The 24,289-nt window shown below is 62.8% G+C and carries 25 protein-coding genes; 16 read left to right on the forward strand and 9 right to left on the reverse strand.

Annotation, left to right across the window (positions count from 1 at the left end; genetic code table 11):
* Window positions 1-77: 77 nt before the first annotated feature.
* Entirely contained in the window at window positions 78-2,954 is a 2,877-nt protein-coding gene (locus tag GGU46_RS01985) for a TolB family protein (protein ID WP_317171834.1), read from the forward strand.
* Between the two features lie 39 nt (window positions 2,955-2,993).
* Here GGU46_RS01985 and GGU46_RS01990 read toward each other — a convergent pair whose 3' ends face one another.
* Entirely contained in the window at window positions 2,994-3,365 is a 372-nt protein-coding gene (locus GGU46_RS01990) for an META domain-containing protein (protein WP_215906242.1), read from the reverse strand.
* 140 nt (window positions 3,366-3,505) lie between these two features.
* Here GGU46_RS01990 and GGU46_RS01995 point away from each other — a divergent pair, with 140 nt between their 5' ends.
* The 3 genes from GGU46_RS01995 (at window position 3,506) to GGU46_RS02005 (ending at window position 5,526) form a co-directional block, all read left to right on the forward strand.
* Window positions 3,506-4,333: an alpha/beta fold hydrolase gene (locus GGU46_RS01995; protein ID WP_183401911.1), complete on the forward strand. Its 828-nt coding sequence runs from the start codon at window positions 3,506-3,508 to the stop codon at window positions 4,331-4,333.
* 196 nt (window positions 4,334-4,529) lie between these two features.
* Window positions 4,530-4,979, forward strand: coding sequence for a hypothetical protein (locus tag GGU46_RS02000; RefSeq protein ID WP_183401912.1), 450 nt, complete (start codon window positions 4,530-4,532; stop codon window positions 4,977-4,979).
* A 97-nt stretch (window positions 4,980-5,076) separates the two neighbouring features.
* Complete coding sequence (locus tag GGU46_RS02005; protein ID WP_183401913.1) at window positions 5,077-5,526, forward strand: DUF2141 domain-containing protein; 450 nt, start codon at window positions 5,077-5,079, stop codon at window positions 5,524-5,526.
* Here GGU46_RS02005 and GGU46_RS22655 read toward each other — a convergent pair.
* The gene (locus GGU46_RS22655; protein WP_215906243.1) at window positions 5,504-5,989 is read right to left on the reverse strand and encodes a DUF1905 domain-containing protein; all 486 of its coding nucleotides are present in this window, start codon (window positions 5,987-5,989) and stop codon (window positions 5,504-5,506) included. The genes GGU46_RS02005 and GGU46_RS22655 overlap by 23 nt on opposite strands.
* Before the next feature lie 121 nt (window positions 5,990-6,110).
* Here GGU46_RS22655 and GGU46_RS02015 point away from each other — a divergent pair, with 121 nt between their 5' ends.
* Window positions 6,111-6,812 (forward strand): DsbA family oxidoreductase, encoded by a 702-nt coding sequence (locus tag GGU46_RS02015; protein ID WP_183401914.1) that lies wholly within the window; start codon window positions 6,111-6,113, stop codon window positions 6,810-6,812.
* Window positions 6,813-6,872: 60 nt separating this feature from the next.
* Here GGU46_RS02015 and GGU46_RS02020 read toward each other — a convergent pair whose 3' ends face one another.
* From GGU46_RS02020 to GGU46_RS02030, 3 genes are all read right to left on the reverse strand, one after another.
* Window positions 6,873-7,316: an META domain-containing protein gene (locus tag GGU46_RS02020; RefSeq protein WP_183401915.1), complete on the reverse strand. Its 444-nt coding sequence runs from the start codon at window positions 7,314-7,316 to the stop codon at window positions 6,873-6,875.
* Between the two features lie 151 nt (window positions 7,317-7,467).
* The gene (locus GGU46_RS02025) at window positions 7,468-8,451 is read right to left on the reverse strand and encodes an aldo/keto reductase (RefSeq protein WP_183401916.1); all 984 of its coding nucleotides are present in this window, start codon (window positions 8,449-8,451) and stop codon (window positions 7,468-7,470) included.
* A 158-nt stretch (window positions 8,452-8,609) separates the two neighbouring features.
* Window positions 8,610-9,320 carry a hypothetical protein gene (locus GGU46_RS02030; RefSeq protein WP_183401917.1) on the reverse strand — a complete coding sequence of 237 codons (711 nt, stop codon included), beginning with the start codon at window positions 9,318-9,320 and terminating at the stop codon, window positions 8,610-8,612.
* 255 nt (window positions 9,321-9,575) lie between these two features.
* Between GGU46_RS02030 and GGU46_RS02035 the strand changes: the two genes are divergently transcribed.
* The 4 genes from GGU46_RS02035 to GGU46_RS02050 all read left to right on the forward strand — a co-directional run bounded on the left by GGU46_RS02035 (window position 9,576) and on the right by GGU46_RS02050 (window position 13,066).
* Window positions 9,576-10,181 (forward strand): DUF4136 domain-containing protein, encoded by a 606-nt coding sequence (locus tag GGU46_RS02035; RefSeq protein ID WP_183401918.1) that lies wholly within the window; start codon window positions 9,576-9,578, stop codon window positions 10,179-10,181.
* Between the two features lie 301 nt (window positions 10,182-10,482).
* A complete protein-coding gene (locus GGU46_RS02040; protein WP_183401919.1) occupies window positions 10,483-10,944 on the forward strand; it encodes a YsnF/AvaK domain-containing protein in 462 nt (153 codons plus the stop codon).
* Between the two features lie 48 nt (window positions 10,945-10,992).
* Complete coding sequence (locus GGU46_RS02045; protein ID WP_183401920.1) at window positions 10,993-11,877, forward strand: YsnF/AvaK domain-containing protein; 885 nt, start codon at window positions 10,993-10,995, stop codon at window positions 11,875-11,877.
* Window positions 11,878-12,085: 208 nt separating this feature from the next.
* Window positions 12,086-13,066, forward strand: a complete 981-nt coding sequence (locus GGU46_RS02050) for an ABC transporter ATP-binding protein (protein WP_183401921.1) — start codon at window positions 12,086-12,088, stop codon at window positions 13,064-13,066.
* 81 nt (window positions 13,067-13,147) lie between these two features.
* Here GGU46_RS02050 and GGU46_RS02055 read toward each other — a convergent pair whose 3' ends face one another.
* The gene (locus GGU46_RS02055) at window positions 13,148-15,010 is read right to left on the reverse strand and encodes a PAS domain-containing protein (protein WP_183401922.1); all 1,863 of its coding nucleotides are present in this window, start codon (window positions 15,008-15,010) and stop codon (window positions 13,148-13,150) included.
* Window positions 15,011-15,057: 47 nt separating this feature from the next.
* The gene (locus GGU46_RS02060; RefSeq protein ID WP_183401923.1) at window positions 15,058-15,492 is read right to left on the reverse strand and encodes a BLUF domain-containing protein; all 435 of its coding nucleotides are present in this window, start codon (window positions 15,490-15,492) and stop codon (window positions 15,058-15,060) included.
* A gap of 436 nt (window positions 15,493-15,928) precedes the next feature.
* Between GGU46_RS02060 and GGU46_RS02065 the strand changes: the two genes are divergently transcribed.
* The 5 genes from GGU46_RS02065 to GGU46_RS02085 all read left to right on the forward strand — a co-directional run bounded on the left by GGU46_RS02065 (window position 15,929) and on the right by GGU46_RS02085 (window position 20,555).
* Window positions 15,929-16,369, forward strand: coding sequence for a response regulator (locus GGU46_RS02065; protein WP_183401924.1), 441 nt, complete (start codon window positions 15,929-15,931; stop codon window positions 16,367-16,369).
* Window positions 16,370-16,466: 97 nt separating this feature from the next.
* Entirely contained in the window at window positions 16,467-16,742 is a 276-nt protein-coding gene (locus GGU46_RS02070; protein ID WP_183401925.1) for a hypothetical protein, read from the forward strand.
* A gap of 231 nt (window positions 16,743-16,973) precedes the next feature.
* Window positions 16,974-18,041 (forward strand): SDR family NAD(P)-dependent oxidoreductase, encoded by a 1,068-nt coding sequence (locus tag GGU46_RS02075; RefSeq protein ID WP_183401926.1) that lies wholly within the window; start codon window positions 16,974-16,976, stop codon window positions 18,039-18,041.
* A 145-nt stretch (window positions 18,042-18,186) separates the two neighbouring features.
* Window positions 18,187-19,374: an esterase-like activity of phytase family protein gene (locus GGU46_RS02080; RefSeq protein ID WP_183401927.1), complete on the forward strand. Its 1,188-nt coding sequence runs from the start codon at window positions 18,187-18,189 to the stop codon at window positions 19,372-19,374.
* A 107-nt stretch (window positions 19,375-19,481) separates the two neighbouring features.
* A complete protein-coding gene (locus GGU46_RS02085) occupies window positions 19,482-20,555 on the forward strand; it encodes an acyltransferase family protein (RefSeq protein ID WP_183401928.1) in 1,074 nt (357 codons plus the stop codon).
* 42 nt (window positions 20,556-20,597) lie between these two features.
* Here the strand turns inward: GGU46_RS02085 and GGU46_RS02090 are convergent, their stop codons facing one another.
* A complete protein-coding gene (locus GGU46_RS02090) occupies window positions 20,598-21,149 on the reverse strand; it encodes a GNAT family N-acetyltransferase (protein ID WP_183401929.1) in 552 nt (183 codons plus the stop codon).
* Window positions 21,150-21,341: 192 nt separating this feature from the next.
* Between GGU46_RS02090 and GGU46_RS02095 the strand changes: the two genes are divergently transcribed.
* Both GGU46_RS02095 and GGU46_RS02100 read left to right on the forward strand, forming a co-directional pair.
* Window positions 21,342-22,595 (forward strand): AAA family ATPase, encoded by a 1,254-nt coding sequence (locus GGU46_RS02095; RefSeq protein WP_183401930.1) that lies wholly within the window; start codon window positions 21,342-21,344, stop codon window positions 22,593-22,595.
* A 1-nt stretch (window position 22,596) separates the two neighbouring features.
* Complete coding sequence (locus GGU46_RS02100; protein ID WP_183401931.1) at window positions 22,597-23,196, forward strand: DUF4276 family protein; 600 nt, start codon at window positions 22,597-22,599, stop codon at window positions 23,194-23,196.
* A gap of 751 nt (window positions 23,197-23,947) precedes the next feature.
* Here the strand turns inward: GGU46_RS02100 and GGU46_RS02105 are convergent.
* Window positions 23,948-24,265, reverse strand: coding sequence for an STAS-like domain-containing protein (locus GGU46_RS02105; protein ID WP_183401932.1), 318 nt, complete (start codon window positions 24,263-24,265; stop codon window positions 23,948-23,950).
* Window positions 24,266-24,289 lie beyond the last annotated feature (24 nt).

Genomic DNA, 24,289 nt, shown 5'->3' on the forward strand with positions numbered 1-24,289 from the left:
CGGCCCGCGGGCCGGGCGGTTTGCTTTCGGGCCGGAAGCGTAGTTTCTTCGGGGAATTTCCATTCGATTTCTCCCGCGTGACTTTCTCTCTGCGTACGTTGCTGCCGGCGGCTCTGCTGGCGGCCCTGCCCTACGGGGCGGCCCTGGCCCAAACCCTGCCTGTGCTCGACCAGGTGCCGGCTTCCGTGCGCTGGTACGAAGTGCGCACGCCTCACTTCCGGGTCCTTTACCCCGAGGGGTTTGCCGAACGGGCCCGCCGCACGGCCCACCGCCTGGAGCAGGTGCACGAGCCGGCCGGCGCCTCGCTGGGCCTGAGCGCCCGGCCGGTTACCGTGGTGCTGCAAACCCGCACCACCATCGGCAATGGCTTTGTGACGCTGCTGCCGCGCCGCTCGGAGTTTTTTACCGCCTTCCCCCAGGACCCTTTCCTGGCCGGCACCCTCGACTGGCTGGACCAGCTGACCGTGCACGAGTACCGCCACGTAGTGCAGTACGATAAGGCCCGGCAGGGGGTAGGGCAGTTGGGCTACCTGCTGGGCGGCTACGGGGGGCTGGGCCTTACTACCCTGGGCATCCCCGACTGGTTTGCCGAAGGCGACGCCGTGGGCACCGAAACGGCCCTGACCCGCAGCGGACGGGGCCGCATTCCAAACTTCGAGGCCTACCTGCGGGCCAACCTGCTGGCCGGGCGCCGTTACTCCTACGCCAAGGCCGTGGCCGGCTCCTTCCGCGACCAGGTGCCCAACCACTACGTGCTGGGCTACTTCCTGACCACCCGCCTGAAGCGCACCGCCGGGGCCACGGCCTGGAGCGAGGTGCTGAACCGCTATTACCGTTTCCCGGTGTACCCGCTGTCGTTTTCCGATAAGCTGCGCCGGGCTACCGGCCTGCGCACCGACGACCTGTACCAGCGCACCATGCAGGAACTGGACAGCACCTGGCGCGCCCAGCAAGCCGGCCGCGAGCTGACGCCCGCCACCGACCTGCCCGTAGCCGCTACCGAGAAAGTATTCACCGAGTACCAGTACCCGCAGTACATTGATAACACTAGGGTCTTGGCGTTGAAGAGCGGCCTGGGCCACACGCCGCAATTAGTGGAATTGCGCCGGGGCGGGCAGGAGCGGCAGCGCCTGGTACTGGGCCTGCAGCACAACACCGAGCAGCTCTCGGTGGGCGGGGGCCGGGCGGCCTGGCTGGAGTTCCGGTACAGTCCGCGCTGGCAGCAGCAGGTGTACTCTGAGCTGCGCGTGCTGGACCTGGCCACCGGGCAGCTCAGCCGGCCCGGGCGCCGCACCCGCTACACGGCCGCCGTGCTGGCCCCGGATGGGCAGCGCCTGCTGGCCGTCAGCACCGACTCCAGCTACCAGCACCGCCTCCACCTGCTGGATGCCGCCACCGGAGCCGTGCTGCGCACCTTCGAGAACCCCCGGAACCTGCCCTACCTGCACCCGCGCTTCGGGGCCGATGGCCGCACGGCGGCCGTGGTGCGGCTGGAAACGGCGGGCAAAAGCCTAGAGCTGCTGGAGCTGGAAACCGGCCAGAGCCGCCCCGTGCTGCCCGCCGCCAACGACAACCTCTCGCACCCCCAGCCCTGGCAGGAGTACGTGTTGTTCAACTCCCCGCGCTCCGGGCAGGAGGAAGTGTACGCCGTGCACATCCGTACTGGCCAAGTGCGCCAGGTGACGGTGCGCCCGGTGGGCGCCTACCACGCCGCCGTTTCGCCCGACGGGCAGCGGCTGGCCTTCCAGGAGGTGCGGGCCCAGGGCAGCCGGGTGCTGGAAATGCCCCTGCGGCCGGAACAGTGGCGGCCGGTAGCGGCTGCGGCTGCTACCGTACCCGCCAACCTTTACGCCGACGAGCTAACGGCCCGGGAGCCCGGCGCCCGCACGGTAGGCCCAATCCTACCTCAGGACTCGGTGGCCGGTGCCCCGCTGATTTCGCGCCGCTACCGCCGCCTGCCTCACGCCCTGAATCTGTACGGCTGGGGGCTGGTACAGAGCCCCTCCGGCACGGGCCTGAACCTGGGCCTGCGGGCCCAGGACGTGCTAAGTACTACCCAGCTGCTGGTGGGCGCCGGCTACGATGGGGTGGAGCGCACCGGGCGCGTGTTTGCTGATGCCAGCTACCAGGGGCTCTGGCCGGTGCTGGACCTGAGCCTGGAGCACGGCGCCCGCCGTGTAGCCGGGCGTCTGGCCACGGGCAACACCGACTACGACCGGTGGCAGTACAACCGCCTGAGCGTGGGCGCCCGCCTGCCCCTCACGCTTACCACTTCCCGCATGCTCACGGCCCTTACGGTGGGCACCTACTACCAGCTGGAGCAAACCCAGGGCTACGAGCTGGCCTTCCGGCCCATTACTGAGGCGGGCCGCCGGCCCCTGCACGCACTGGTGGGCAGCGTGGCCTTTGCCCGCACCCTGCGCCAGAGCTACCGCGACGTGGCTCCGCGCTGGGGGCAGAGCCTGAACCTGGTGTGGCGCGGTACGCCCTTCGGCACGGGGCTGGCGGCCGAGCAGCGGGCTGCGCAGGCTAGTTTGTTTCTGCCGGGGGTAGGGCTGCACCACGCCGTGCGCCTGCGGGCCGGCTACCAGTGGCAGCAGCAGCAGGAGTACCGGTTTGGCTCGGCCATCTTCTACCCCCGCTCCCTGCCCTACCTCAGCTACAACACCCTGGCCTCCTTGAGCGCCGAGTACCGTCTGCCCCTGGCCGACGTGCACTGGGAGCTGGGCCGGGTGCTGTACGTGCAGCGCCTGAAGGCCAATGCCTTCGCCGATGGCGTCCGGGGTGAGTCGGGCCCGCTGCGGGGTAGCTATTATGCCCTGGGGCTGGATGTGTCGGCTGTGTTCAACCCCCTGCGCCTGCGCACCCCACTGGAGGCCGGGGTGCGTACCGTCTATAACTCCTACTATAAACGCTGGGAGCTGCAGCCCCTGGTGCTGAATGTGGGCTTCTGAGCACCCGCGCCGAACGGCCGGGACGCACGCCTGCTCCGGCTATTCGGCTGCTTTGAAAACCAGTATGGGTTGGGGGTGGTCGGCATCATACAGCGCCAGCCGGCGGTTGCTGATGGCGTAGCGGGTTACCTGGGGCAGCAGCTGAAAGTAGTGCGTTTCCAGGTTTTGGTTGGCGCAGGTAGCGTAGGTAGCAAACTGCGTGGAAAAGCTCAACTGAGACGTGCCCGAGTTCAGCAGGTAGCTGCCGCCGTAGCGGTTGCAGGCCGCCTGGCCCGTGTTGTTGCTGCCCACGGCGTTCAGCAGCAGATCGGTGGCCGAGCTGCCGGGCTGCTGGCTGGGGGCCTGGCCCTCTATTTCAACCAATACCCAGCGCTGATCCAGCAGATAAACCGGTGCAGGAACTGGTTCCATGTCTTTCGCGCAGCCCGTGAGCAGAGCCGTGCCGGTAAAGAGGAGAAGGGGTAGAAGACGCCGCATAAAACAAGCCGTGTGCAAGGAAACCAGGTGTTGAAAGGAGCAAGGTAACCGACAAATGGTTGCATACTTGCGCCATGCCTACCGAATTACCGCTCCCGGCCACCGATTTTACCCTGCTCTTCCCCGACCACTACCTGCGGGCCCGGACCCTGCGCCACCCCAGCCCGGCGGCCGACGGGCGGCCCTGGCTGGTATTGCTGCACGATTCCCTGGGTAGCATCCGGCTCTGGCGCGACCTGCCGGCGCGGCTGGCCACCGCCCTGGAGTGCCACCTACTGCTCTACGACCGGCGCGGCTACGGCGAGTCGGCGCCGCTGGGGCCGCACCCCCGCACGCCGGCCTACCTGGAGGAAGAAGCCCAGACCATACCCGCCGTGCTGGCCGCCTGCGGCATTACGCGCGCCGTACTGTTCGGCCACTCCGACGGGGGTACGCTGGCTTTGCTGGCCGCTGCCACAGCGCCGGCCCTGGTAGCGGCGGCCGTAACCATTGGGGCGCACGTGTTTGTGGAAGAAGAAACCCTGCGAGGCATCCGGGCGGCCCGGCAGCAGTACACCACCACCGAGCTGCCCCAACGCCTGACCCGCTACCACGGCGCCAACACCGAGGGCCTGTTTCGGGCCTGGACCGATACGTGGCTGAGTCCCGCATTTCGGGCCTGGAACATCGAGCCTTACCTGCCCCGGGTGCAGTGTCCCGTGCTGGTGCTCCAGGGCACCCACGATGAGTACGGCACCGAGGCTCAGGTAGCGGCTATTGCCGGCCAAGTGGCGGGCCTCGCGCAGGCTAAGCTGCTGGAGGGCCTGGGCCACACCCCGCACCGGCAGGACCCGGCCCTGGTAGTACACCTGACTGCTACCTTCCTGCGGCCTTACCTGGGTTTGGGGCCGCTGCCTGGGTAGCCCCGAGCCCCCTCAGGACCAAGCACTGCTGCCCAATAAACTTCGGAAAACAACTGCCCGAATTTTGGTAGTTAATTAAGTGTAATTATAGTTATTTAGAGGGGCGCTTAGCTTCCGGCCAAGGCAGGGCAACGTTTCCTGTTCAAGAAAGCATCGGTTGGGCTAACCCGTTTTCCTATCCAGTCCAAGTAGTACCGTGCCCTCCCGCCTTTTTGCTCCGCACCCGGGTCATTCGTCTGCCCCTCAGCTTTCCGATCTGCAGTTACTGCAGGAGCTGCCGCACCTGCGGCTGTTGTCTGACGCCGCCACTGAGCTGCTGTGGGCTGATTGGCGCGGGCCCCAAACCGCGGCTACCGTTCAGGAAGGCGCCGAAGCCGTGCTGGCCGCCGTGCAGGCCGGTGGGTACACCAAGCTCCTCAACGACAATACCCACCTGACGGCCATGAACGTAACGGCGCAGGAGTGGGACTCCATTCAGGTGCTGCCCCGCTTGTTCAGCGCCGGCCTGCAGTACCTGGCCTGGGTGTACCCATCCGATCCGCGCGGTCGGTGCCACACCGATAGTTCCGTCAACCGCAGCCCCTGGCCCCTGGTGCTTACCTTCGAGGAACGCCAGATGGCTCTCGAGTGGCTCTGGGAGCACTAAAGGCTACCCGCACTACGGGCGGAAAAGCGCGGGCTTTGGCAATTATTTCAGGGTAGGCCGTGTTGGGCAGGCAGCGTTTCACTGCCTATCTTCTGCCATGCGTGTACCGAAATTTCTCGGCCTGACTGCTTTTTGCGCCGCCGGACTGGTGGTTCCAACGACTTCCGCAACGGCCGGCGGCCTATCTTCCGTTACGGTGGTGGTGTCGGCTTTGGCTTCCACCTCTGCCGCCGTGAAGCTGTATTTCTATAACGCCCGCGACAAGTTTCTGACCAAAGGCGGCTACGCCTTTATGCGGGTGGTGAAGCCCGGCGGGCAGCGGCAGGTAAGCCTGCCCGTTGAGCTGCCGGCCGGCGAGTGGGCCGTGGCCATCACGCAGGATACCAACAACAACGACAAGCTGGACAAGAACTTTATGGGCATCCCAACCGAGCCCTTCGCCTTCAGCAACAACGTGCGCCCCCGCCTGACCCCGCCCGATTTCAACGACTGCAAGTTTACCGTGGGCGGCCCGGGCAAAGTGGTCAATATTGTGCTGACCAAATAGCTACTCTTTCCGGAACGGATTGGCCCCGCGTGCCAGGCGGCCGGTTGCCTCCACGGCCCGGCGGGCGCGGGTTTCTGCCTGCCGCGCCGTGCTGACGTGCCGGGCCAGCGCCCGCCGGGCCCCGGGGGGCAGGGCAGTAAACCTGAGCAGGGCTTCGGGCCAGGCAGCAAGGGCTTCGGCCAGCTCGGGGGGTAGGGTCGGGCTCCAGCTGCAGCCGCACGCGCTGGCCTACCTGCACCCCGGCCGCCAGGCATAACTCTTTGTTGATCATGAGGTAGCGCCCGCCGCCGGCCTGGGGCAGCAAACTCAGCCGAATGGGGTGGTCGTTCAGGGTTCCGCGCACGCGCTTGGTGGTGTTGCCGCCCACGGCTGCCACAAGCAGCGGCGAGAGGTGCACCACCTGGGTGGGCATGAAGCTGGGCCCGCCGGCTTCCAGATAAGCATCAAAGGAGTGCAGAGGCATGCAGCAAGGATGGGGGTAGGGCCGCGGCGTGGTACGGGCGGGTTGCGCCGGGCCGGCGGCGTAAAACTTTTCGTCGGGTATGCGGCTTATACCCGTCTGAAACTTGTATTATGTTACGGACATGAAAATAGAAATCTGGTCTGATATTGTTTGCCCGTTCTGCTACATCGGCAAGCGGCGCCTGGAAAAGGCCCTGGCCAACTTTGCCCACGCCGATGCGGTGGAAATAGAGTGGCGCAGCTTCGAGCTGGACCCGGAAACCCAGCCCAAACCCGGCGTCAGCCTCTACCAGCTCCTGGCCGCCAAGTACGGCAATACCGAGGCCTGGGCCCGCCAGATGAGCGCCAACATGACCCAAATGGCCGCCGCCGAAGGCCTGGCCTTTGATTTTGACCGGGCTGTGCATGCCAACACCTTGCATGCCCACCGCCTGGTACACCTGGCGGCCCGCCACGGCAAGCAGGACGCGGCCAAGGAGCGTTTCTTTCAAGCCTACCTCGAAGAAGGCCAGGACCTCAACGATGCCGCTACCCTGGCTCGCCTGGCTACCGAGCTGGGCCTGCCCGCCGCCGAAGTAGAGCAGGTGCTCCAGTCCGATGAATTTGCCCAGGAGGTGCGCCACGATGAGTACCAGGCCCGCCAGATTGGGGTGCGCGGGGTGCCCTACTTCGTGTTCGACGATAAGTACGCCGTGTCCGGGGCCCAGCCCACCGAGCTGTTCCAGGAGGTGCTGGAGAAAGTATGGGCAGAAAGCCGCCCCCGGCCCGTGCAGCTGGCCGGCGCCGATGGCGCCGCCTGCGGCCTTGATGGCAGCAACTGCTAAGTTGGTTTAGCGCCAGTAAAAAAGCCGCCCCTGCCATCAGGGGCGGCTTTTTTGTTGTATTTAATCGGCCTTTTCAAAGATGAGCAGCGGCCGGAGCGTGTTGCTGGCATCATAGAGCCGCAGTTCCTGCCCGCTGATTTCGTAGCCGGCGGTGCGGGGCAGGGCCGCCAGGTATTTGTCTTCCAGCGCCTGGGCGGGGCAGGTGGCCTTGGTGGAAGATTGGCCGCTGATGCTGAGCACGCCGCGGCTACTGCCCAGCGTGAAGGTGCCGCCAAAAGAATTGCACGGCGCCAGCCCCTCCGTACGGTTAGGGCCGGTAGTAAACCGGATGTAGGAGCGGAAAGTATCGGAGTAGCTGGAAACAGAAACAGGCGTTTCCTCTACCTGTACCAGTTGCCAGCGGGTATTAAGCAGCAGCTCCTCCGGGTTCGGGTCCCGGTCGTCTTGGCAACTGCCCAGCACACTGAGCCCGGCAAAACCTAATGCAAGCGTAAAAAGGCGCATGATAACCAGTTAAGAAGGTGGCAGAACACTACACGAGGCAGCAGTTATAGACAGGAGCCCCGTACCCCGCCAAAGGTTGCACCCAAAAAAAAGCGCCGCCCACACGGGGCGGCGCTTTGTAGTACACTTCGCACACGGCTTACGGCCGTGCCTACAACTGCGCCAGCTGCTGGCTGATGAAATCCACCTCCTGGGGCGAAAGCTGCACATGGATGGCCCGGGCGTTCTGCACGGCCTGCTCGGCGTTGCGGGCACCCACCAGCGCCACCGAAATGCCCGGCTGCGCCAGCGTCCAGCGTAGCACCAGCTGACCCAGGGTAGCGTCTTTGCTTTCCGCCATGGGCCGGATTTTGTCCAGAAACGCGTTTACGTGGGTCACGAACTCGGGCTTGAATAGCGGGTGCGTGGCGCGCAGGTCGCTGGCCTCGAAGTGCTGGCCGGGCTTGATCTTGCCCGTCAGCAAGCCCAGCTGCATGGGGCTATAGGCCAGAATGGCCTTGTTGTGCTCCAGGCAGTATGGCACCACGTCCTGCTCAATATCGCGGCGCACCATGCTGTAGGGCACCTGGTTCGAGGCTAGGTTTACTACCTGTTCGGCTTCCCGCATCTGCTCCACGGAGTAGTTGCTCACGCCCGCGGCGCGCACCTTGCCCTGCTCAATCAGGCGCTGCACGGCTTCCATGGTGTCCTGAATGGGCGTGGTTTTGTCGGGCCAGTGAATCTGGTAGAGGTCAATATAGTCGGTGCCGAGGCGGCGCAGGCTGTCCTCGCACTCCCGGATGATGCTCTGCGGGGCCGCGTACTTGTACACATCAATGTCTTGGCCCTGGTTGTTCTTGCTCTTGAAGCCGAAGTCGCCCTTCTGCTCGTCCCAGCGCATACCAAACTTGGTCAGGATCTGCACCTGGTCGCGGGGTAGGGTTTTGATGGCTTCGCCCACAATTTCCTCGCTCAGGCCCTGCCCGTAAATCGGGGCCGTATCGATGCTGGTTACGCCCAGCTCGAAGGAGGCGCGGATGGCGCCTACGGCGTCGTTCTGCTCGGTGCCGCCCCACATCCAGCCGCCGGCGGCCCAGCTCCCGAACGTAATGCGCGAGGCGCGCACGCCGGAAGAGCCTAGTTCAATGTATTCCATGGTGATGATGAAAGGATAGAGAAGTGTCGGATTTTCCTGGGCTGCTTACGGCCCGGAATCAGTACCAACCGGCTGCCCTGGGCAAAGGTTGCGGCGGCCCGTACCCGGCCCGGAGGCTAGCTCAACCGTACCCGGCCGCCCAAAACCACGGCCGGAGGCTACTTTTTCCGGTACGGGAACCCGGCCGCCGACGTGCGCACCAGGTCGCGGGTGAGGCGGGTGGGCCGGAGGGCCGCGTTGCCCAGGCGCTCAAAATCAAAGCGCCACACCAGCTGCCCGGTGCGGCAGTCGTGCAGGGTGAGGTTGGTGGTGGCCTGGCTGCTCGGAATGGCCGAGGGCGCGGTGGAGCCCAGCAACGGCTCTTGCAGCAGCGCGCGGGCCGCAAAGCCCAAGCCGGCGGGCAGGGGCTGGTACAAATCGGTCTGCCCCGAGAGGATGGCGTCAACGCCCAGCACCTGTCGCAGCTGCTCCATGGATTGCTCGGGCAGGGTGGCGTAGCTGATGCCCGCCTGCTGCAGGCGGCGGTTGGTTTCGGCTACCTCCTGAAACTGCACGGAGTAGCCCAGCGGGGGCTGCTGCTCCCGCAGCCGGGCCTGCAGCAACGCTTGCAGCTGGTAGGCCACGGCCTGGCCCTCGCGGCGCTGCTTGTCGTGCCATTCCTGCTGCACCCGCTGCAGGGCCGCCCCCGAGGTATCGGCGGCGATGTAGTGAATGTCGCGGAGGCGGAGGCGGTCCTGGGTTACTTCAAATGGCAGAATAGCTACCGTCCGGTGAGCCACGAGGGCGGGCGCATTTAGGGTGTGGGCAGCGTAGCGGGCCGGGGCGCAGGCCGTAGCCAGCAGCAACAGGCCAAAAAATAGCCGGAGCATATGGGTAGGGAATGGGGGGGTAGGAACTGGCGGCCTCAGGCCACAGGAGCAGGCTGCGGCAAAGGTAGCGGGCGCGCTTTGTCCCGCATGACACCCCGCGGCGCCCCTACCCCTTAACCGCCCGCCAAACCTGGCAAACGGTTGAGTTTAAGCTGATCTGCGAGGCGTGCAGCTTTCCGGCCCGGCGCAACTTCCGCCCGGCCGGACCGGTATAGCCAAGCAACATTCTTTCCTTACACCACGCCAACCATCCTGATGAAGTCCTTTCTGACTATAGCCCTGCTGCTGCTCGTAACGCTGGTAAGCAGCTGTTCTTCGCCCGTCGCCGTGCAGCAAAAGCCCGGCGTCGATTTCAGCCGGTACCGGACCTATGCCTGGGCCAAAACCGACGTGAAATCGGCCGATTCGCAGAACCCCATCTACAAAAGCTCCCTCAACGACGAGCTCATCCAGAACGCCATCAACGGCGAAATGGCCAAGCGCGGCATCCGGCCCGTAGCCGGTACCGCCCGCCCCGATTTCTACCTGACCTACCACCTCTACATTGAGGAAGCCGAGCGCACCGTAGCCAACCCGCCGGCGCCGGGCTACGCCTTTCCCTATGCCATGTCGTACCGGGGGCGCTTTATCCCCATCAATTACGGCTACTGGTACACCTCGCCGTACTACAACACGGGCTACCGCACGGAAACCTACAACGAAGGCACCATGATTCTGGACATTATTGATGCCCGCAGCCGTAACCTGGTGTGGCGAGGCTCGGTGGCCGACCCAGTGGGCAACCCCGCCCGCCTCGGGGATGAGTTTGCTAAAGCCGCCAAAGACATCCTGGATAAATTCCCAGTTGAGGCAAAAAAGTAACCAGCCCGGTACGGCATCCATAAAAAAACGCCCGTCAGTCTGACGGGCGTTTTTTATGAATGCCATACCGGGTATTGTTTTTTCGAGGGAATTTATTGCTGATTTTTTAATGGCATAGTGCTGTTTTATAAAAGACAAATGCCAGAAGATAGGTAGCCTTCATTTGGCTTTTACTCGTCAAAGCGCCTTCCCGGAAAAGGTTGTACCTCATGAAGATAATTATAAAAGACAGAATTTTATAAGCAAAAAACACGACTTGGCGGTAACGGCGCGGCCAAGCAGGGGCGTAAAAAGCACCGCTATGAATACACCCCCTAACCCTGCGGCCGGCGCTGCCTCCCGGATACCTGAAGTAGCTACTGATGCCTCCCTGGTTGTTCCTGTTATTGAGGAGCAGGCCGTGGTTCGGCGGGAGGTAGTGGAAACGGGCCGGGTGCGCTTGACCAAAACGGTAGAGGAACACCCGGAGACCTTGAATTTCACCCTGCTTCACGATGAAGTACAGGTGGAGCGGGTACCCGTAAACCAGTTTGTGGCCGATGGAGCTACCCTACCCGGCGTGCGGTACGAAGGCGACACAATGATTATTCCGGTGGTGCGCGAAGTAGTAGTAAAGCGCATGCTGGTGGTAGAGGAGCTGCACATCACCAAGCACGAAGTACCCACCCAGGAAAGCCACCAGGTAGTGCTGCGCCAGGAAATGGTGCAGGTTACCCGGGAGCCTCTGGCGCCGCCCACCCCGGGCCCGCCTCCGGCTTCCTGACTTTCCTTTTCCTTTTTTCTTTTTTCACCCAATCCTTCCCCAAGAGTTATGAACCAGACCGTAGTAGGAATATTTGAAACCGCTGCCCAGGCGCAGCAAGCCGCTCAACGCCTGGCCGAGGCCGGCTTCAGCACCGAACATGTAGACGTAGCCTCCAGCAGCAGCTACGGCGGCAGCACCGGCTCTAACAGCAATTACCAGAATACCAGCGGCACAGCCGTGGAAGGCGCCGCCGACGCGGCCGGCCGCACTGCCGAGCGGGCCGGTGACGGTATCAGCAACTTCTTCAGCAACCTGTTCGGGGGCGACGACTCCGAGGATGCCCGCCGCTACTCGCACGTGGCCCGCAACAGCGGCTCGGTGGTAACGGTGCACGCCCACTCCGACGAAAACGCCCGCCGCGCCGCCGAAATTCTGGATGAGGCCGGTGCTGTGGATGTGGATGAGCGCGCTGGCCAGACGGGCTACCAGTACGGCAACAGCTACGCTGCCGGTGCTACCGCCGGTACCACCACCGATACCGGTGCCACGGCGCAGGTAATTGAAGAAAACCTGCAGATTGGCAAGCGGGTAGAGCAAACGGGCGGTGCCCGCCTGCGCAGCCGCATTGTAGAGCGCCCCGTGGAAGCCAACGTGCGTCTGCGCGAGGAGCACATCAACATTGAGCGCCGCCCCGTGGACCGTCCGGCCACCGAGGCTGATTTTGCCGCCTTCAAGGAAGGTGAAATCGAAATTACGGAAAGCGCCGAGCGGGCCGTAGTGGGCAAAGAGGCCCGGGTTGTAGAGGAAATTTCGTTGGGCAAGGAGGTCACGGAGCGGGAGGAAACCATCCGCGACACCGTGCGCAAAACCGAGGTGGATGTAGAGCGCCTGGAGGGCGGCCGCACCCGCACCGACCTCGATACCGACTACAACAACCAGCGCAACAGCTAAGCACCAGCGCCTGAAATAGCCCATTCCTGAGAAAAAACGCCCGGCGCAAACCGGGCGTTTTTTTGTGCGCGGTGGCTGGCCGGGTCACCTGGGAATATGCGTGCGTATCTTGCGGGCGTCTGTGGGCGAGGCGCCCGGCCCTCGGAAAAAGGGCCGGCTACTGCCGGAGCGGGCTTCAGATTTCGGCCACTTTTTGCTTGTTGCTACCATGAGTTTTTTACGCGTTTCCGGGGTTAGTGTGCAGGAGAAAGAGCGGCTTGCTGTGCACGAGGTTAGCTTCACGCAGCAGCGCTTCCAGAAGCTGGCCATTGCCGCCGAAACCGGGGCCGGCAAAAGCACGCTGCTGCAGGTGGTGGCCGGCTTGGTGCAGCCCACGGCCGGGGAGGTATGGCTGGAGGACAGACGCGTAAAAGGCCCAACAGAACAACTGATGCCCGGCCACCCCGGTGTTGCCTACCTCTCCCAGCAGTTTGAGCTGCCCCGGTTTTTGCGCGTGGAGCAGGTGCTGCGCTACGCCAACAAGCTGCCCGGGGGCACGGCCGAGCAACTCTACGAAGTGTGCCGCATCAGTCACCTGGGTGGGCGCCGCACCGAGGAGCTTTCGGGCGGGGAGCGGCAGCGCATTGCCCTGGCCCGGCTGCTGCTGTCCTCCCCGAAGCTGCTGCTGCTGGACGAGCCCTTTTCCAACCTCGACATGGGGCACAAGCGGGTGCTGAAATCCGTTATCCAGGACATCGGCGAGCAGTTGGGTATTACCTGCACGCTCATCTCCCACGACCCGCTGGATACGCTTTCCTGGGCCGATGAGATTTTGGTGCTGCAGGCGGGCCGCCTGGTGCAGCAGGGCACCCCGGCCCATATTTACCGGCAGCCGGCCTCGGAGTACGTGGCGGCACTTTTTGGGAGCTACAGCCTGCTCAGCGGTCCGGTGGCGGCCCGGCTGGTCGGAAAAGGCCGCCCGCCGGCCGGCCGGCAGCTGCTGGTGCGGCCGGAAAGCCTGCGCCTGGCGGACGAGGCCGCGGCCGGGGTAGCCGGCACCGTGGTAAGCAGTCGGTTTTATGGTAGCTACCAGGAAGTGACGGTGCAAGTGGCAGACGCCCAGGTGCTGGTAAAAACCACGGAGGCCGGCTACGTGCCGGGCCAGCCGGTGCACCTTGCGTTGGCCGCTACAGAGGGCTGGTACCTGTAAGCAAGCTGGTGGGGTAGGGGGTAGAAAGAGTGCCGAAAAAGCTCAGGTGCCACCCAGAAAGCAACCGAGTGAAGCCGGCCGCTACTCGAACCAGTGCACCGTGAAGGTAGTACCCCGCTGGGGGGCGCTGCTTACGCTCAGGTGTCCGCCGCGGCTATTAATGATGCGCTGCACCAGATACAGCCCTACCCCGGCCCCGGCTATGCGGGGATGCTGGCGCTCAAACGTGTGAAACATCGGCTCGGTCTCCGCATTTACACGCATGCCCAGGCCGTTATCCTGCACTACCAGCACGGGCTGACCGGAATCCGCAACCAGGCTGCGCACCACCACGTGCGAGGCGCGCTCGGGGTGGGCAAACTTAATAGCGTTGCTGATCAGGTTGTGCAGCACGGAGCGCAGATTGGCCCGGCCGTACAGCAGGGTAGGAGCGGCGGCTATGTCCAGGTCAATGGTGGCCTGGCTTTCCTGTACCTGGGCCCGCAGCCCCAACAGCACTTCCTCGGTTACGCTGCGCAGATCCAGCTCCTCGGTGGGAGCGGCCAGCTCGCGCTGGTCCTGCACGGTGGCGGCCAGTTCCTGCAGGGTACCATCCAACTGGCTCAGGGCCTCATCCACCATGGTCAGCAGGGCTGCCTGCTCGGAGTCGTGGAAGGTAGCGGTGCGGCGCAGCTCGTCAAACAGGCCCCGCAGGTTAAACAGGGGCTGCTTTAAGTCGTGCGAGGCCGTGTACACGAACGTGTCCAGGTCGCGGTTGGTGCGGGCCAGCTCATCGTACTGGGTTTGCAGCACTTCCCGCAGGCGGTGCTGGTCGTCCACGTCGGTGCAGGCGCCAAACCAGCGCGGGCCGTTGCTGTCCGTGAGCTGCCGGGCCCGGATGATGTGCCAGCGGTATTGCCCATCGTGGCGACGCATCTGGTACAAGCCTTCAAACTCTTGGCCCGTGGCCACGCACTGCACCCAGCGCCGGGCCGCGGCGGCTTGCTCGGCGGGGGCCAGTAAGGCTATCCAGCCCGTGGGCCCCAGTTCCTGACCCGAACGGCCCGTGTATTCGGCCGTGTGCTTATTGTAGTACTCAATAAAGCCTATAGTCGAGGCCGTCCAGATCAGCTGCGGAATACTGTCGGCCAGAAAACGAAGCTCTGCCTCGCCCCGGCGCAAGGCCTCCGCCAACTCGCGCTGGTCGTGCACTTCCGTAACTGCCCCGTGCCAGAACACGGGCTTGTTGGGGGCGTGCAGCTCGGGTAGGGCCTGGCTCAGCATCCAGCAGTACTGCCCGTCGTGGCGGCGCAGCCGGTATTCATAGTTCCAGCCCACCCCCGTGGTGCGGGCTGCCTCCGACTGATAGAGCACGCGCAGCCGGTCATCAGGATGAATCAGCAGGGGCCAGATAACGTTCAGGTCGGCCGTGGGCGGCTGCCCCGTGAAGTAGTACCACTGCGGGCTCACGTACTCAAACTGCCCGTCCGCGTTCAGGCTGAAGGTAATCAGCGGGGCAGTTTCCGTGAGCACGCGCAGGCGGGCATCGAGGCGGCGGGTTTCCAGGGCCAGCTCATGGGCCCGCTGGCGGGCTTCTTCCTGCGTTGTGACATCCACGGCAAACACCAGTAACCCCAGCGGCTGCTCCTTCTCATCGTGCAGGGGCTCCAGCGTCAGGTCAAAGTAGTGCCGGTTGGGCTCGGCCTGCGCCGGTCCTGAGAGCAACAGGGGGTAGGCCTTGGCAACGTAGGGGCGCCCTGCCAGATATACCTGCTGCATAACCTCCAGCAAATCCGGGGTCAGTGGCCCGGCGTGAACGGCCAGCGGCTCATCGGCAGGCAGGGCACCGCCCAGCAGGTTCCGCATAGCCTCATTCAGGAAGCCAATGCGCAACTCCGGACCCAGCAGCGTACCAATGCCCGCAGGCATGTGCCGAAGAATGTGTTGCAGTTGCTGTTCGCGCATGAAAAACAAAAAAGCCGGTAAGCAAACGACCCGGGCAGTGCCTACGGCTACAGCGCCGATTGATCGGCCGCTCCCAGCACGGCTTGGCGCACCAGGTCCACAATCAGGGCATCGGCAATGGGCAAGGAGTCGGGAGTGGGCGGCAGCTGATGGGGCAGCAGGAAACCCTCCAGGGCCCTGAAGCTCTCCGACTCAAGCGGATGAAAAGCCATCGACCACTCCGCGAAGCTGCGGTGGGCAATGGGTTTATTGGCCAGCTGCAGCACGTGTGAGTGGCGGCCGTCGCGGGCAATCCGCTCGTATAGAGGCTCAATGACGGCCGGGGCGCCCTCAATCAGCTGGGCAATGTTGCCATGGCTGTAGAACAAGATACCTGTTACCTCGTGGCGGGCGTTGTCGTAACGGCACTGGTCCAGCAGGTCCCTCAGATCCTGATCCGACAACGGCCGAACAGCCCGGCTCATATACACAATGTGGTTCATATAAAGCAGAAAGAGCCCCTTCCCGCAACATATCAACTGGTTTCAAAGGCACAGGAGGGGTAGGAGAGGACACCTGATGCCAGAGCAAGGTACAAGCCTATCCTGATACAGAACAGCTTTATCTTGGATAAGACAACTTATCCGCTGCTTGTTTAGTTGCCTGTGGTGGTTGGCGGGCCGTAGGCACACCCTTCGCTCCGGTTGTTGCGCAGCCCGGGCGTAACGGGTTGTGCAGCCCTGCGTAGGTAGTAGTACGCGGCAGCCTCCGCGCCAGCCTGCAGCCGGGGCTACCCCCCCGCACAGGCAACAAGCAAAGCGGCCTTGGACCGCATAAAATAGTGTTGTTTATTTTTTCACCTACCGCCGTAGAGCACTCTCCGGGGTAGCGTACCCTAGCCCCTGCGGGCTTCCGTCCTCTCTCATTTGCCCTCTATCTATGAATAAGCTTTCCAGTATTCTTCTGGTTGATGATGATAAAACGACCAATTTTCTGAATGAGCTGATGCTGAAAAAAATGGACGTGGCCGACCGGCTGCTGGTAGCCCTCAACGGCCGCGAGGCCCTGGAGATGCTGCGGGAGCACTGCGCGTCCGGCACGCCCACCTGCCCGGTTCTAATCTTTCTCGATATCAACATGCCCGTGATGAACGGCTTTGAGTTCCTGGATAGTTACAGCCAACTGCCCTGGATGCAGCACCAGACCACCATTATCGTGATGCTGACTACCTCCCTGCACTCCCGGGACCTGCACCGGGCGGAGCAGCTGCCCGTAGCCGGCTTCGTGAGCAAGCCCCTGACGGCAGAAAAGGTAGAGGCCATCCTGCGGCAACACTTTCCGGCCTCCGCGGCCAGAAGCTCATCCGGCGGGCCTGCCTAAGCCGGCAGCCGTTGCAATGGCCGCGGAGGCCGCCATTGCAACGGCTGCGGGTTGCGTAGAAAGAGGGTTTGTACCATACTTTTTAGCATTCCACATCATGGCTGACTCCTCCCTGGCTTCTACCTCTGCTTCTGGCTGGGCTGCCCCCGGCGGTTTGTCGCCCATCCCGAAAGAAGAGCTGTTTCGCGTACTCGACGAAGAAAACATGCAGCTGGCAGACCTCCCCCGGAAAAACAAGCACCTGGCCGATAAAATCCGGGACATTCACGAGAAGTCGTCCGGCGAAAAACTGCAGCCCGCCGACATGGAGGCCTTTGAGGCCCTGGTGGGCCGCGAGGCCACCGAGTGGATTGCCCGCCGGCCGCACGTATAATTTTCCGGCAAAACCCGGCCCTGCCGCCCTGGGCCGGCAGCCGTACGTGGCGCCCCGGCGCGGCAGCACCCAGCACTGCCGCGCCGGGGCGCTGGCGCGTGGGCCCGTACGCAAGCCGCCCGAAGGGGTAGCCGCCCCAACCGTAGAAGCCGGGTTTAACGCAAGCTGAGCAATATCCAGGGAGTTTTGGCGGCCGTAGGGGGTAGGAGGTTTACCACTATTCCCACCCTCATGAGCCAACTTCTTCTGGGCAGGCTACGGCCTGCCTTTTCCCGCCACCGGGGGCGTACTCCGCTGGCTTCCGTGCTGCTCCTGCTGCTTACGCTGCTGCTGGGCGGCTGCGCTACCTCCCGGCCCGGGGCCAGCGTGCAGAAAAAAGTGCAGGGCAAAACCTACGTAATTATCGGGGCCTCCAGCGGCTTTGGCCGGGGCATGGCCGAGCAGCTGGGCTCTATGAAAGCCAATGTGGTGCTGGCCGCCCGCCGCACCGAAGTGCTGGAGGAAGTAGCCGGCAACATCAGGGCCGCCGGGGGCCAGGCCCTGGTAGTCACCACCGACATCAGCCAACCCGAGCAGGTGCAGCGCCTCGCCGACGCCGCCCTGCAGCAGTTCGGCCGGGTAGATGTGTGGGTGAACGACGCGGGGGTAGGCGGCATTGGGCGGTTCTGGGACATTCCCCTGGCCGACTACTCCCGCCTGATTGACGTGAACCTGAAGGGCGTGGTGTACGGCAGCCAGGTGGCCATCAGAATTTTCCAGCAGCAGGGCAGCGGCACGCTCATCAATCTGGGCTCGGTGGAAAGCAAGGTGCCCCTGGCCTACCACGCCGTGTACGCCGCCACCAAAGGCGCCATCCGCAACCTGGATCAGGCCCTGAACCAGGAGCTGCGCCTGCAGGGCTACCCCACTATTAAGGTGGTGACCATTGAGCCCTGGGCCGTGGATACGCCGTTCTGGGGGCACGCGGCCAACTACAGCGGCGGCACCCCGCGCATGGCCGCCCTGGACGCGCCCCGCAAAGTGGTGAATGCCCTGGTGCGTGCCTCGGTGCGGCCCCGGCAGGAGCTGCCGGTGGGCTGGAAGGCTCGCGGGGCTTCGTTCTCGCACCAACTCCTGCCCCACTTCACCGAGCGGATTTCAGCCAACGTTGCCCACCGCTACCAGATGAAAACTGCTCCGCCCACCCCAGTTACTACCGCCTCCCTGCACCAGCCCGTGCCCACCGGCCAGGGCGTGGACGACGGGGTGAAAAAGCGCATCAGGCAGGAAAACCGTCAGCGGAAGCAGAAAAAGCACTAGGCCCGGGTGCAACGGAAGGGGTAGGCCGGGGCCCGGCGGTTGTTGACATAATGACCATCAGAAGATAATAGTGGCGTAACCTCAACCGGATGAACACCGGCGTTCTTTGCGGCTCAAATCACAGAATCCTTTTTCCTGCTTGTGTATGAGCCGCAAATTCCTGGCTGCCACGCTTCTCTGGGCCGCTACGGCCGCACCTTTCCTCACGGCCTGCGACGATGACGACGCCATTAAATCGTCGGACAACAAGGTTACCTACAGCCCGCCGGCCAGTGTGGCCTCCTTGCGCTTCATTGGGGAGAACATTGTGCCCTACAATCAGAAGTTCAACAACACCACGCTGGGCGGCTTCTCGGGCATCGACTACCGGCCCGAAACCGGCATGTACTACATCATGAGCGACGACGCCTCGGCCCTGCAGCCGGTGCGCTTCTACATGGCCCGCCTGAATTTCGATGAAAACAGCTTTTCCGACGTCACGTTCACGAACGTAACCACGCTCAGGCGCCCCGACGGCAGCAACTTTCCCAGCGCCACCGCCGACCCCACCGCCACCATCGACCCGGAGGGCATCCGCTACGACCCCGCCACCTGGCGCATCATCTGGTCGAGTGAAGGGGTGCGCAACCTGACCCGCACCCCGGCCGTGCTCAACCACCCCTTCCTGCGCGAAGCCAACCCCGACGGTAGCTACGTAGCCGAATTTGGGCTGCCCTCGCTGTTCCGGATACAGGCCACCGACAACGGCACACGCTCCAACGGCTCCTTCGAGGGCTTGTCGTTGTCGCCGGACGGGCGCTTCCTCTACACCGCCCAGGAAGAGCCCCTCTACGAGGACGGTCCCCGGGCCAGCCCTACCGTGGCCGGCTCGCCCGTGCGTATTCTCAAGTACGACCGCGCTACCCGCCAGCCCGTGGCCCAGTACGCCTACAAGCTGGATGCGGTGCACAAGGCGCCCGTGCCCGAAACGCAGTTTCAGCTTAACGGGGTAGTAGAGGTGCTGGCCCTGTCGGAGACGAAGATGCTGGTAATGGAGCGTTCCTTTGCCGTGGGCGCTACCCCCGACTACGCCGTGAAGATCTATGAAATTGACCTGACCGGCGCCACCGACGTTTCATCCCTGACTTCGCTGCAGAGTACCAGTTACACCCCCGTGAGCAAGCGCCTGGTGCTGGACGTGGCCACTACGGGTATCAAGCGCATCGATAACCTGGAGGGCATGACGTTCGGCCCCAAGCTGCCTAACGGCCACCACTCCCTGGTACTGGTATCCGACGACAACTTCGGGGCCACTCAGATTTCCCAGTTCCTGGCCTTTGAGGTAATGCCCTAAGGCGCACCCCGCATCTGCCGAAACCCAAAAGCCGGCCTAGTGCCGGCTTTTGGGTTTTTTAGTCGCCCCGCAGCCAGAAACTGCTCATTTTGCCCTTATAATGGGCCATGAAACCGCACTATCCTATCCTTGATGGCCTCCGGGGCGTGGCCGCCATTCTGGTGGTTGTCTTTCACATCTTCGAAGGCCACTTCCCCAACTTCGCCCAGCACCCCATTCACCACGGCTACCTGGCCGTCGATTTCTTTTTTCTGCTCTCAGGCTTTGTGGTGGGCTACGCCTACGACGACCGGTGGCCGCGCATGAGCACCTGGGACTTCTTCCGGATTCGGCTGGTGCGCCTGCACCCGCTCATTCTGCTCAGCGTGCTTATTGGCGGCGTCTGCATCTGGCTCGACCCGTACCTGCCCATTGCCGGGCAGGTGGGCCTGCTTAAGCTGCTGGGCATCATGCTGCTTACCGCCACCCTGCTGCCCGCCCCCGACCTGCGCGGCTGGGGCGAAACCCACTCCCTGAACGGGCCGCTGTGGTCGTTGCTGCAGGAATACTTGGCCAACCTGCTCTACGCCCTGTGGGGCCGCAAGCTTAGCCAGCGTGGCCTGTGGGGGTTGGTGGTTATCAGTGGGGTAGCTCTTACCTGGGTGGCCGTGGCCCGCGGCGACATTGCCACCGGCTGGGCCCACTCTAACCTCTGGATTGCTGTCATCCGGATGCTGTACCCCTTCTTCGCCGGGCTGCTGCTGTTCCGGGCGGGGCGGCTGGTGCGGGTGCCATTTGCGTTTCCGCTGTGCTCCCTGGCGCTGGCGGCGCTATTCTGCCTGCCCTACTTTCCCATCAACGGGCTGTATGAAGCGGCCTGCATCCTGTTCGCGTTTCCGCTGATTGTGGCCATGGGGGCCGGCGGGCAGGTAAGCGGGGCCGGAGCCAGGGTATGCAAGTTCCTCGGCGACCTTTCCTACCCCCTCTACATCACCCACTACCCCTTCATGTACCTCTACGGCAACTGGCTTGCCAACCGTAAGCCCACGCCCGCCGAGGCGGTGCCCGTGGCCCTGGGCCTATTCGTATTCCTGCTCCTGCTGGGCTACGCCGCCCTCAAGCTCTACGATGAGCCAGTGCGCGCCTGGCTGAAGCGCCGCTTCCTGACGCCCGCTGCCCCGCCCGAGCTGGCCCGGAAGTAGAGCAGCTCAATTGAGCTGCCTGGGCAGTGTTCGGCGCGCTCCTTACTGCACTACCGTTACGGCAGCGGGATGGTAGAGGCCCTGCCAGTCGCGGCGCAGGATGGCGTAGAGCAGCTCGTCCTCAAACTCGCCCTGGTCATTCACCCCCGACTCGCGCATCACTCCCTCAAACTGAAAGCCGGCGGTTTTCTCGATGGAGCGTTTCGAAGAGAGGTTCGAGACGCGGCAGCCGGTAGCCACCCGGTTGAGGCCCAGCAGCTCGAAGGCCAGGTAAAACAAGTGGGGCTTGCTGCGCGGCGTCACTCCCCGTCCGCGCATGTGCCGGAACACATCGGCCCCGGTGGAGCCGGCTTTTTCGTCCCAGCTATCCACCGAGAGCAGGGTCATGCCGGCCAGCTCCGCGCCCAGGTAGGAGTAGAACCCGAAGGTGGTGCGGCGGCCGGCGCGGTCGTACTGGGGCAAGTAGTTGCGAAACAGCTCCTCAAGCATCTCCCGCGAATCGGGGTAGCCCTGGAACAGCCCCGCTATGTCGGCCAGGTTGTCCTCCTCAATGAGGTGCAGGGTGATGTCGTCGGAAATTAAGGCACGGAACATGGAGGCAGAAGCTGAGGTGGCAGCTCTGAAGATACGCGGCGACCGGGTTCTTTTATAATTGCCGTTTTGGCCGCACAAGGCGATGTTGGGGTAGTACACCGCATTGCTTGCGTGATAGAGGACCGTTAGGTAAGCAACGTATGTACTCTACCTACATTATCCCCGTACTTTGTAGCAACTACTACGCTTGTCATGTCCGCTTCTGCCGCCGTTCCCGGCTACCCCCGTCTCACCTACCTGCGCATCAAAAACTACCGTGCCCTGCGCGACGTGGAGCTGCGCGACCTGACGCCCCTGACAGTGTTCATCGGTCCCAATGGCAGCGGCAAATCCACCATCCTCGACGCTTTGGCGTTTCTGGCCGAAGCCGTGAGCGGCAACCTGCAACAAGCCTGGGAAAAGCGCAACCGCTTCGCCGGCATGCGGACGCGGGGGCAAGAGGGGCCGATTGAGTTTGAGGTGGAATGCTTTATGAGTGATAAAGTACCTCGCTTACGTTATCTATTAAGCATTGATGAGGCTGGAGGAACGGTATTCGTCTCTGAAGAAAAACTGACGGAACCCGGTGCCGCATTAGAAAGGATAATAGAGTTAGTGAATGCGGAGCCTAATCCTTTGCAAACTCCAGGTTATGAGGATATTTTTCGAATCAATATTTATGAAAGGGACGGTAATGAGGGACGCTATTATACTAGCCCTTCTTCAGATCCAATCATATATTTCACTCACGTATCCCCAAATGAAAGAGCTTCTGTTGCACCCAAAACCTTAGCTCTAACAAAGGTTCTCACCTCCTACCGCTACATCCACCTCACCGACGACCACCTGAAGGGCTACTCCGATGCGGGGCCGCGGGAGAAGCTCTCGGCCAACGGCGACAATCTGCCCAACGTGCTGTACTACCTGCACACCAAGCACCCGGAGGCGCTGGCCCGCATCAGCGAGAAGCTGCGGCGCTGGGTGCCGGGGCTGGCCGAGGTAGTAACGGAAATAACCTCCGACGAGAGACTGTTGCTGCGCTTCCGGGATGCGCCCTTCGAGAAGCCCCTACCGGCCCAGTACATGTCGGATGGGACCATGCGGCTGGCGGCCCTGCTGACGCTGCTCTATGAGCCTAACGCTACCGGGCTGCTGGGTATTGAGGAGCCGGAGAACGAGCTGCACCCGCGCCTGCTGCCCCGCCTGGCCGAGGAGCTTAGCAAAGCCACCGAAACGCGGCATCTGCTGGTGGCTACCCACTCGCCCTTTCTGCTCGATGCCCTGGAGCCGGAGCAAGTCTGGATTCTGGACCGGGGCGCCGATGGCTACACCCAGGCCACGCGCACGGCCGATATTCCGCAGGTAAAGGAGCTGGTGGAAGATGGCTCGCCGCTGGGCTACCTCTGGACCAGCAACTTCTTCCGCCTCGGCGACCCGCTGGCCCCCCGCACCCCAGCCGCGCAGTAGCATGCACATCGAGTTCCTGCTGGAAGAGCCCTCGGCGGAAGCCGCGCTGAATATTCTGCTCCCCAAGCTGCTGCCCTCCGATACCACCTGGAATTGCTACCCCCACCGTGGCAAAACCGACCTGTTCCAGCGCCTGCCCGGCCGCCTGAAAACCTACGCCCGCCAGTTTCCGCACCAGCCCGAGCTGCGGGTAGTGATTCTGATGGACGCCGATACCGACTGTCGCCGCCGCAAAGCCGAGCTGGAACAGGTAGTAGCCGAAGCCGGCTTGCTGACGAAAACCACCGCTGCCGGGCAGCCCTTCCGCATCATTACGCACTTGGCCGTGCAGGAGCTGGAAGCGTGGTTTCTCGGCGACCGTGCCGCTATCCAGGCTGCCTACCCCCGCGTGCGCCCCCAACACTTCAGCGGCCTCCCGCATGACCCTGACACCATTGCCGACACCTGGGAAACTTTGTGGCGCGTGTTGCAGCAAGGCAAGTACTACCCCACCGGCAAGGCCAAAGTAGAGTGGGCCGAAACCATTGCCCCGCACCTGGAGCCAGAGCGGAATACCTCGGCCAGTTTTCAGTATTTCTGCCAGGGCCTGGCGCAGCTGTAACGCCCGCTGCTGGGGTGGCAATACTGTTGCTGCAGAGGCTATGGCGGGACTGGTTGTGGTAGGGTACGAGAAGCGCGGGTTATGGGGCAACTGCATTATTTCCCCGCTCTGGTATCGGCCGCCGCCAAGTAAGCAGAAATGGCAGGCACCCCAGTATTAGTAGTCCCGAGCCTACTATACCTAAACGAGTAGCCAGTGGCCACGCCTCAAACGGCCACCGCAGAAATGCCAAGCCACTTTTGACAGCCTCTCTTTCATAGTAATGCGTCCACGAAGTGACTATAGCAAGTACAAACAGCGCAATGGGAAGCAGCTTGCTTTCCCGCCTGTGCCATACTACGAGTGCTGACAGAGCGCAACCAGCCAGAATGGCTAGAAACCATGCGTATAGAGGGTCTGCAATCAGTCCCCCTATATCTGCTGCCGTAAAGACCTGAGGCGAATCCTTCATTGCCTGTATTCCTCCCTTTTGATACAGGATTATCATCTCAGCGTACGGAACCAACGCTAATTGTCGCGCACCAAGAATGAGCAGAGGCATTGACAGAAAATGAAGGAGCAGTAGACGCCAGTTGATACGTGACAGTTGGCTCGACATAGCCATATGCTATATAGGTACACTATTTCCGCGAAGAAAGTCAGAATAGTAGGTTCCTGTATCCGTACATATTGTGGGAAACTCCATAAACACCATTCATCAACTAAAAAGCCCGTCTGCAGCGCAGACGGGCTTTTTAGTTGATTAGGTAAGCTACTCAGCTTTAGAGTGTTTGGCAACATCTGACAAGTAGTTTTTAAGCTCCTGCAGTTGTGTCGGCTTATAGTTAGTTAACCGGATGCGTTTCATCAATCCAGGACCTTGTTGCTCATACAGAGCGCCAAAGGAGGAGTTTAGAAAGGAACTCGAAAATGCAGTCAGATTGAGCAAGAATAGGGTGACGGGAGCATCCTGTCCTTCCAATGCATGGCGCAAAGCCAAGAAGAGCTTCAGGCCGTCCGTATTAGTCAGTGTGTTATCGACAATGTCAAAAAGCTGCAATACCGGGCCATTGGATACCGTGGTGTTCATGAGGCAGGTAGTTGGCAGGTGAGA

The sequence above is a fragment of the Hymenobacter latericoloratus genome (assembly GCF_014199535.1).
Taxonomy (GTDB): Bacteria; Bacteroidota; Bacteroidia; order Cytophagales; family Hymenobacteraceae; genus Hymenobacter; species Hymenobacter latericoloratus.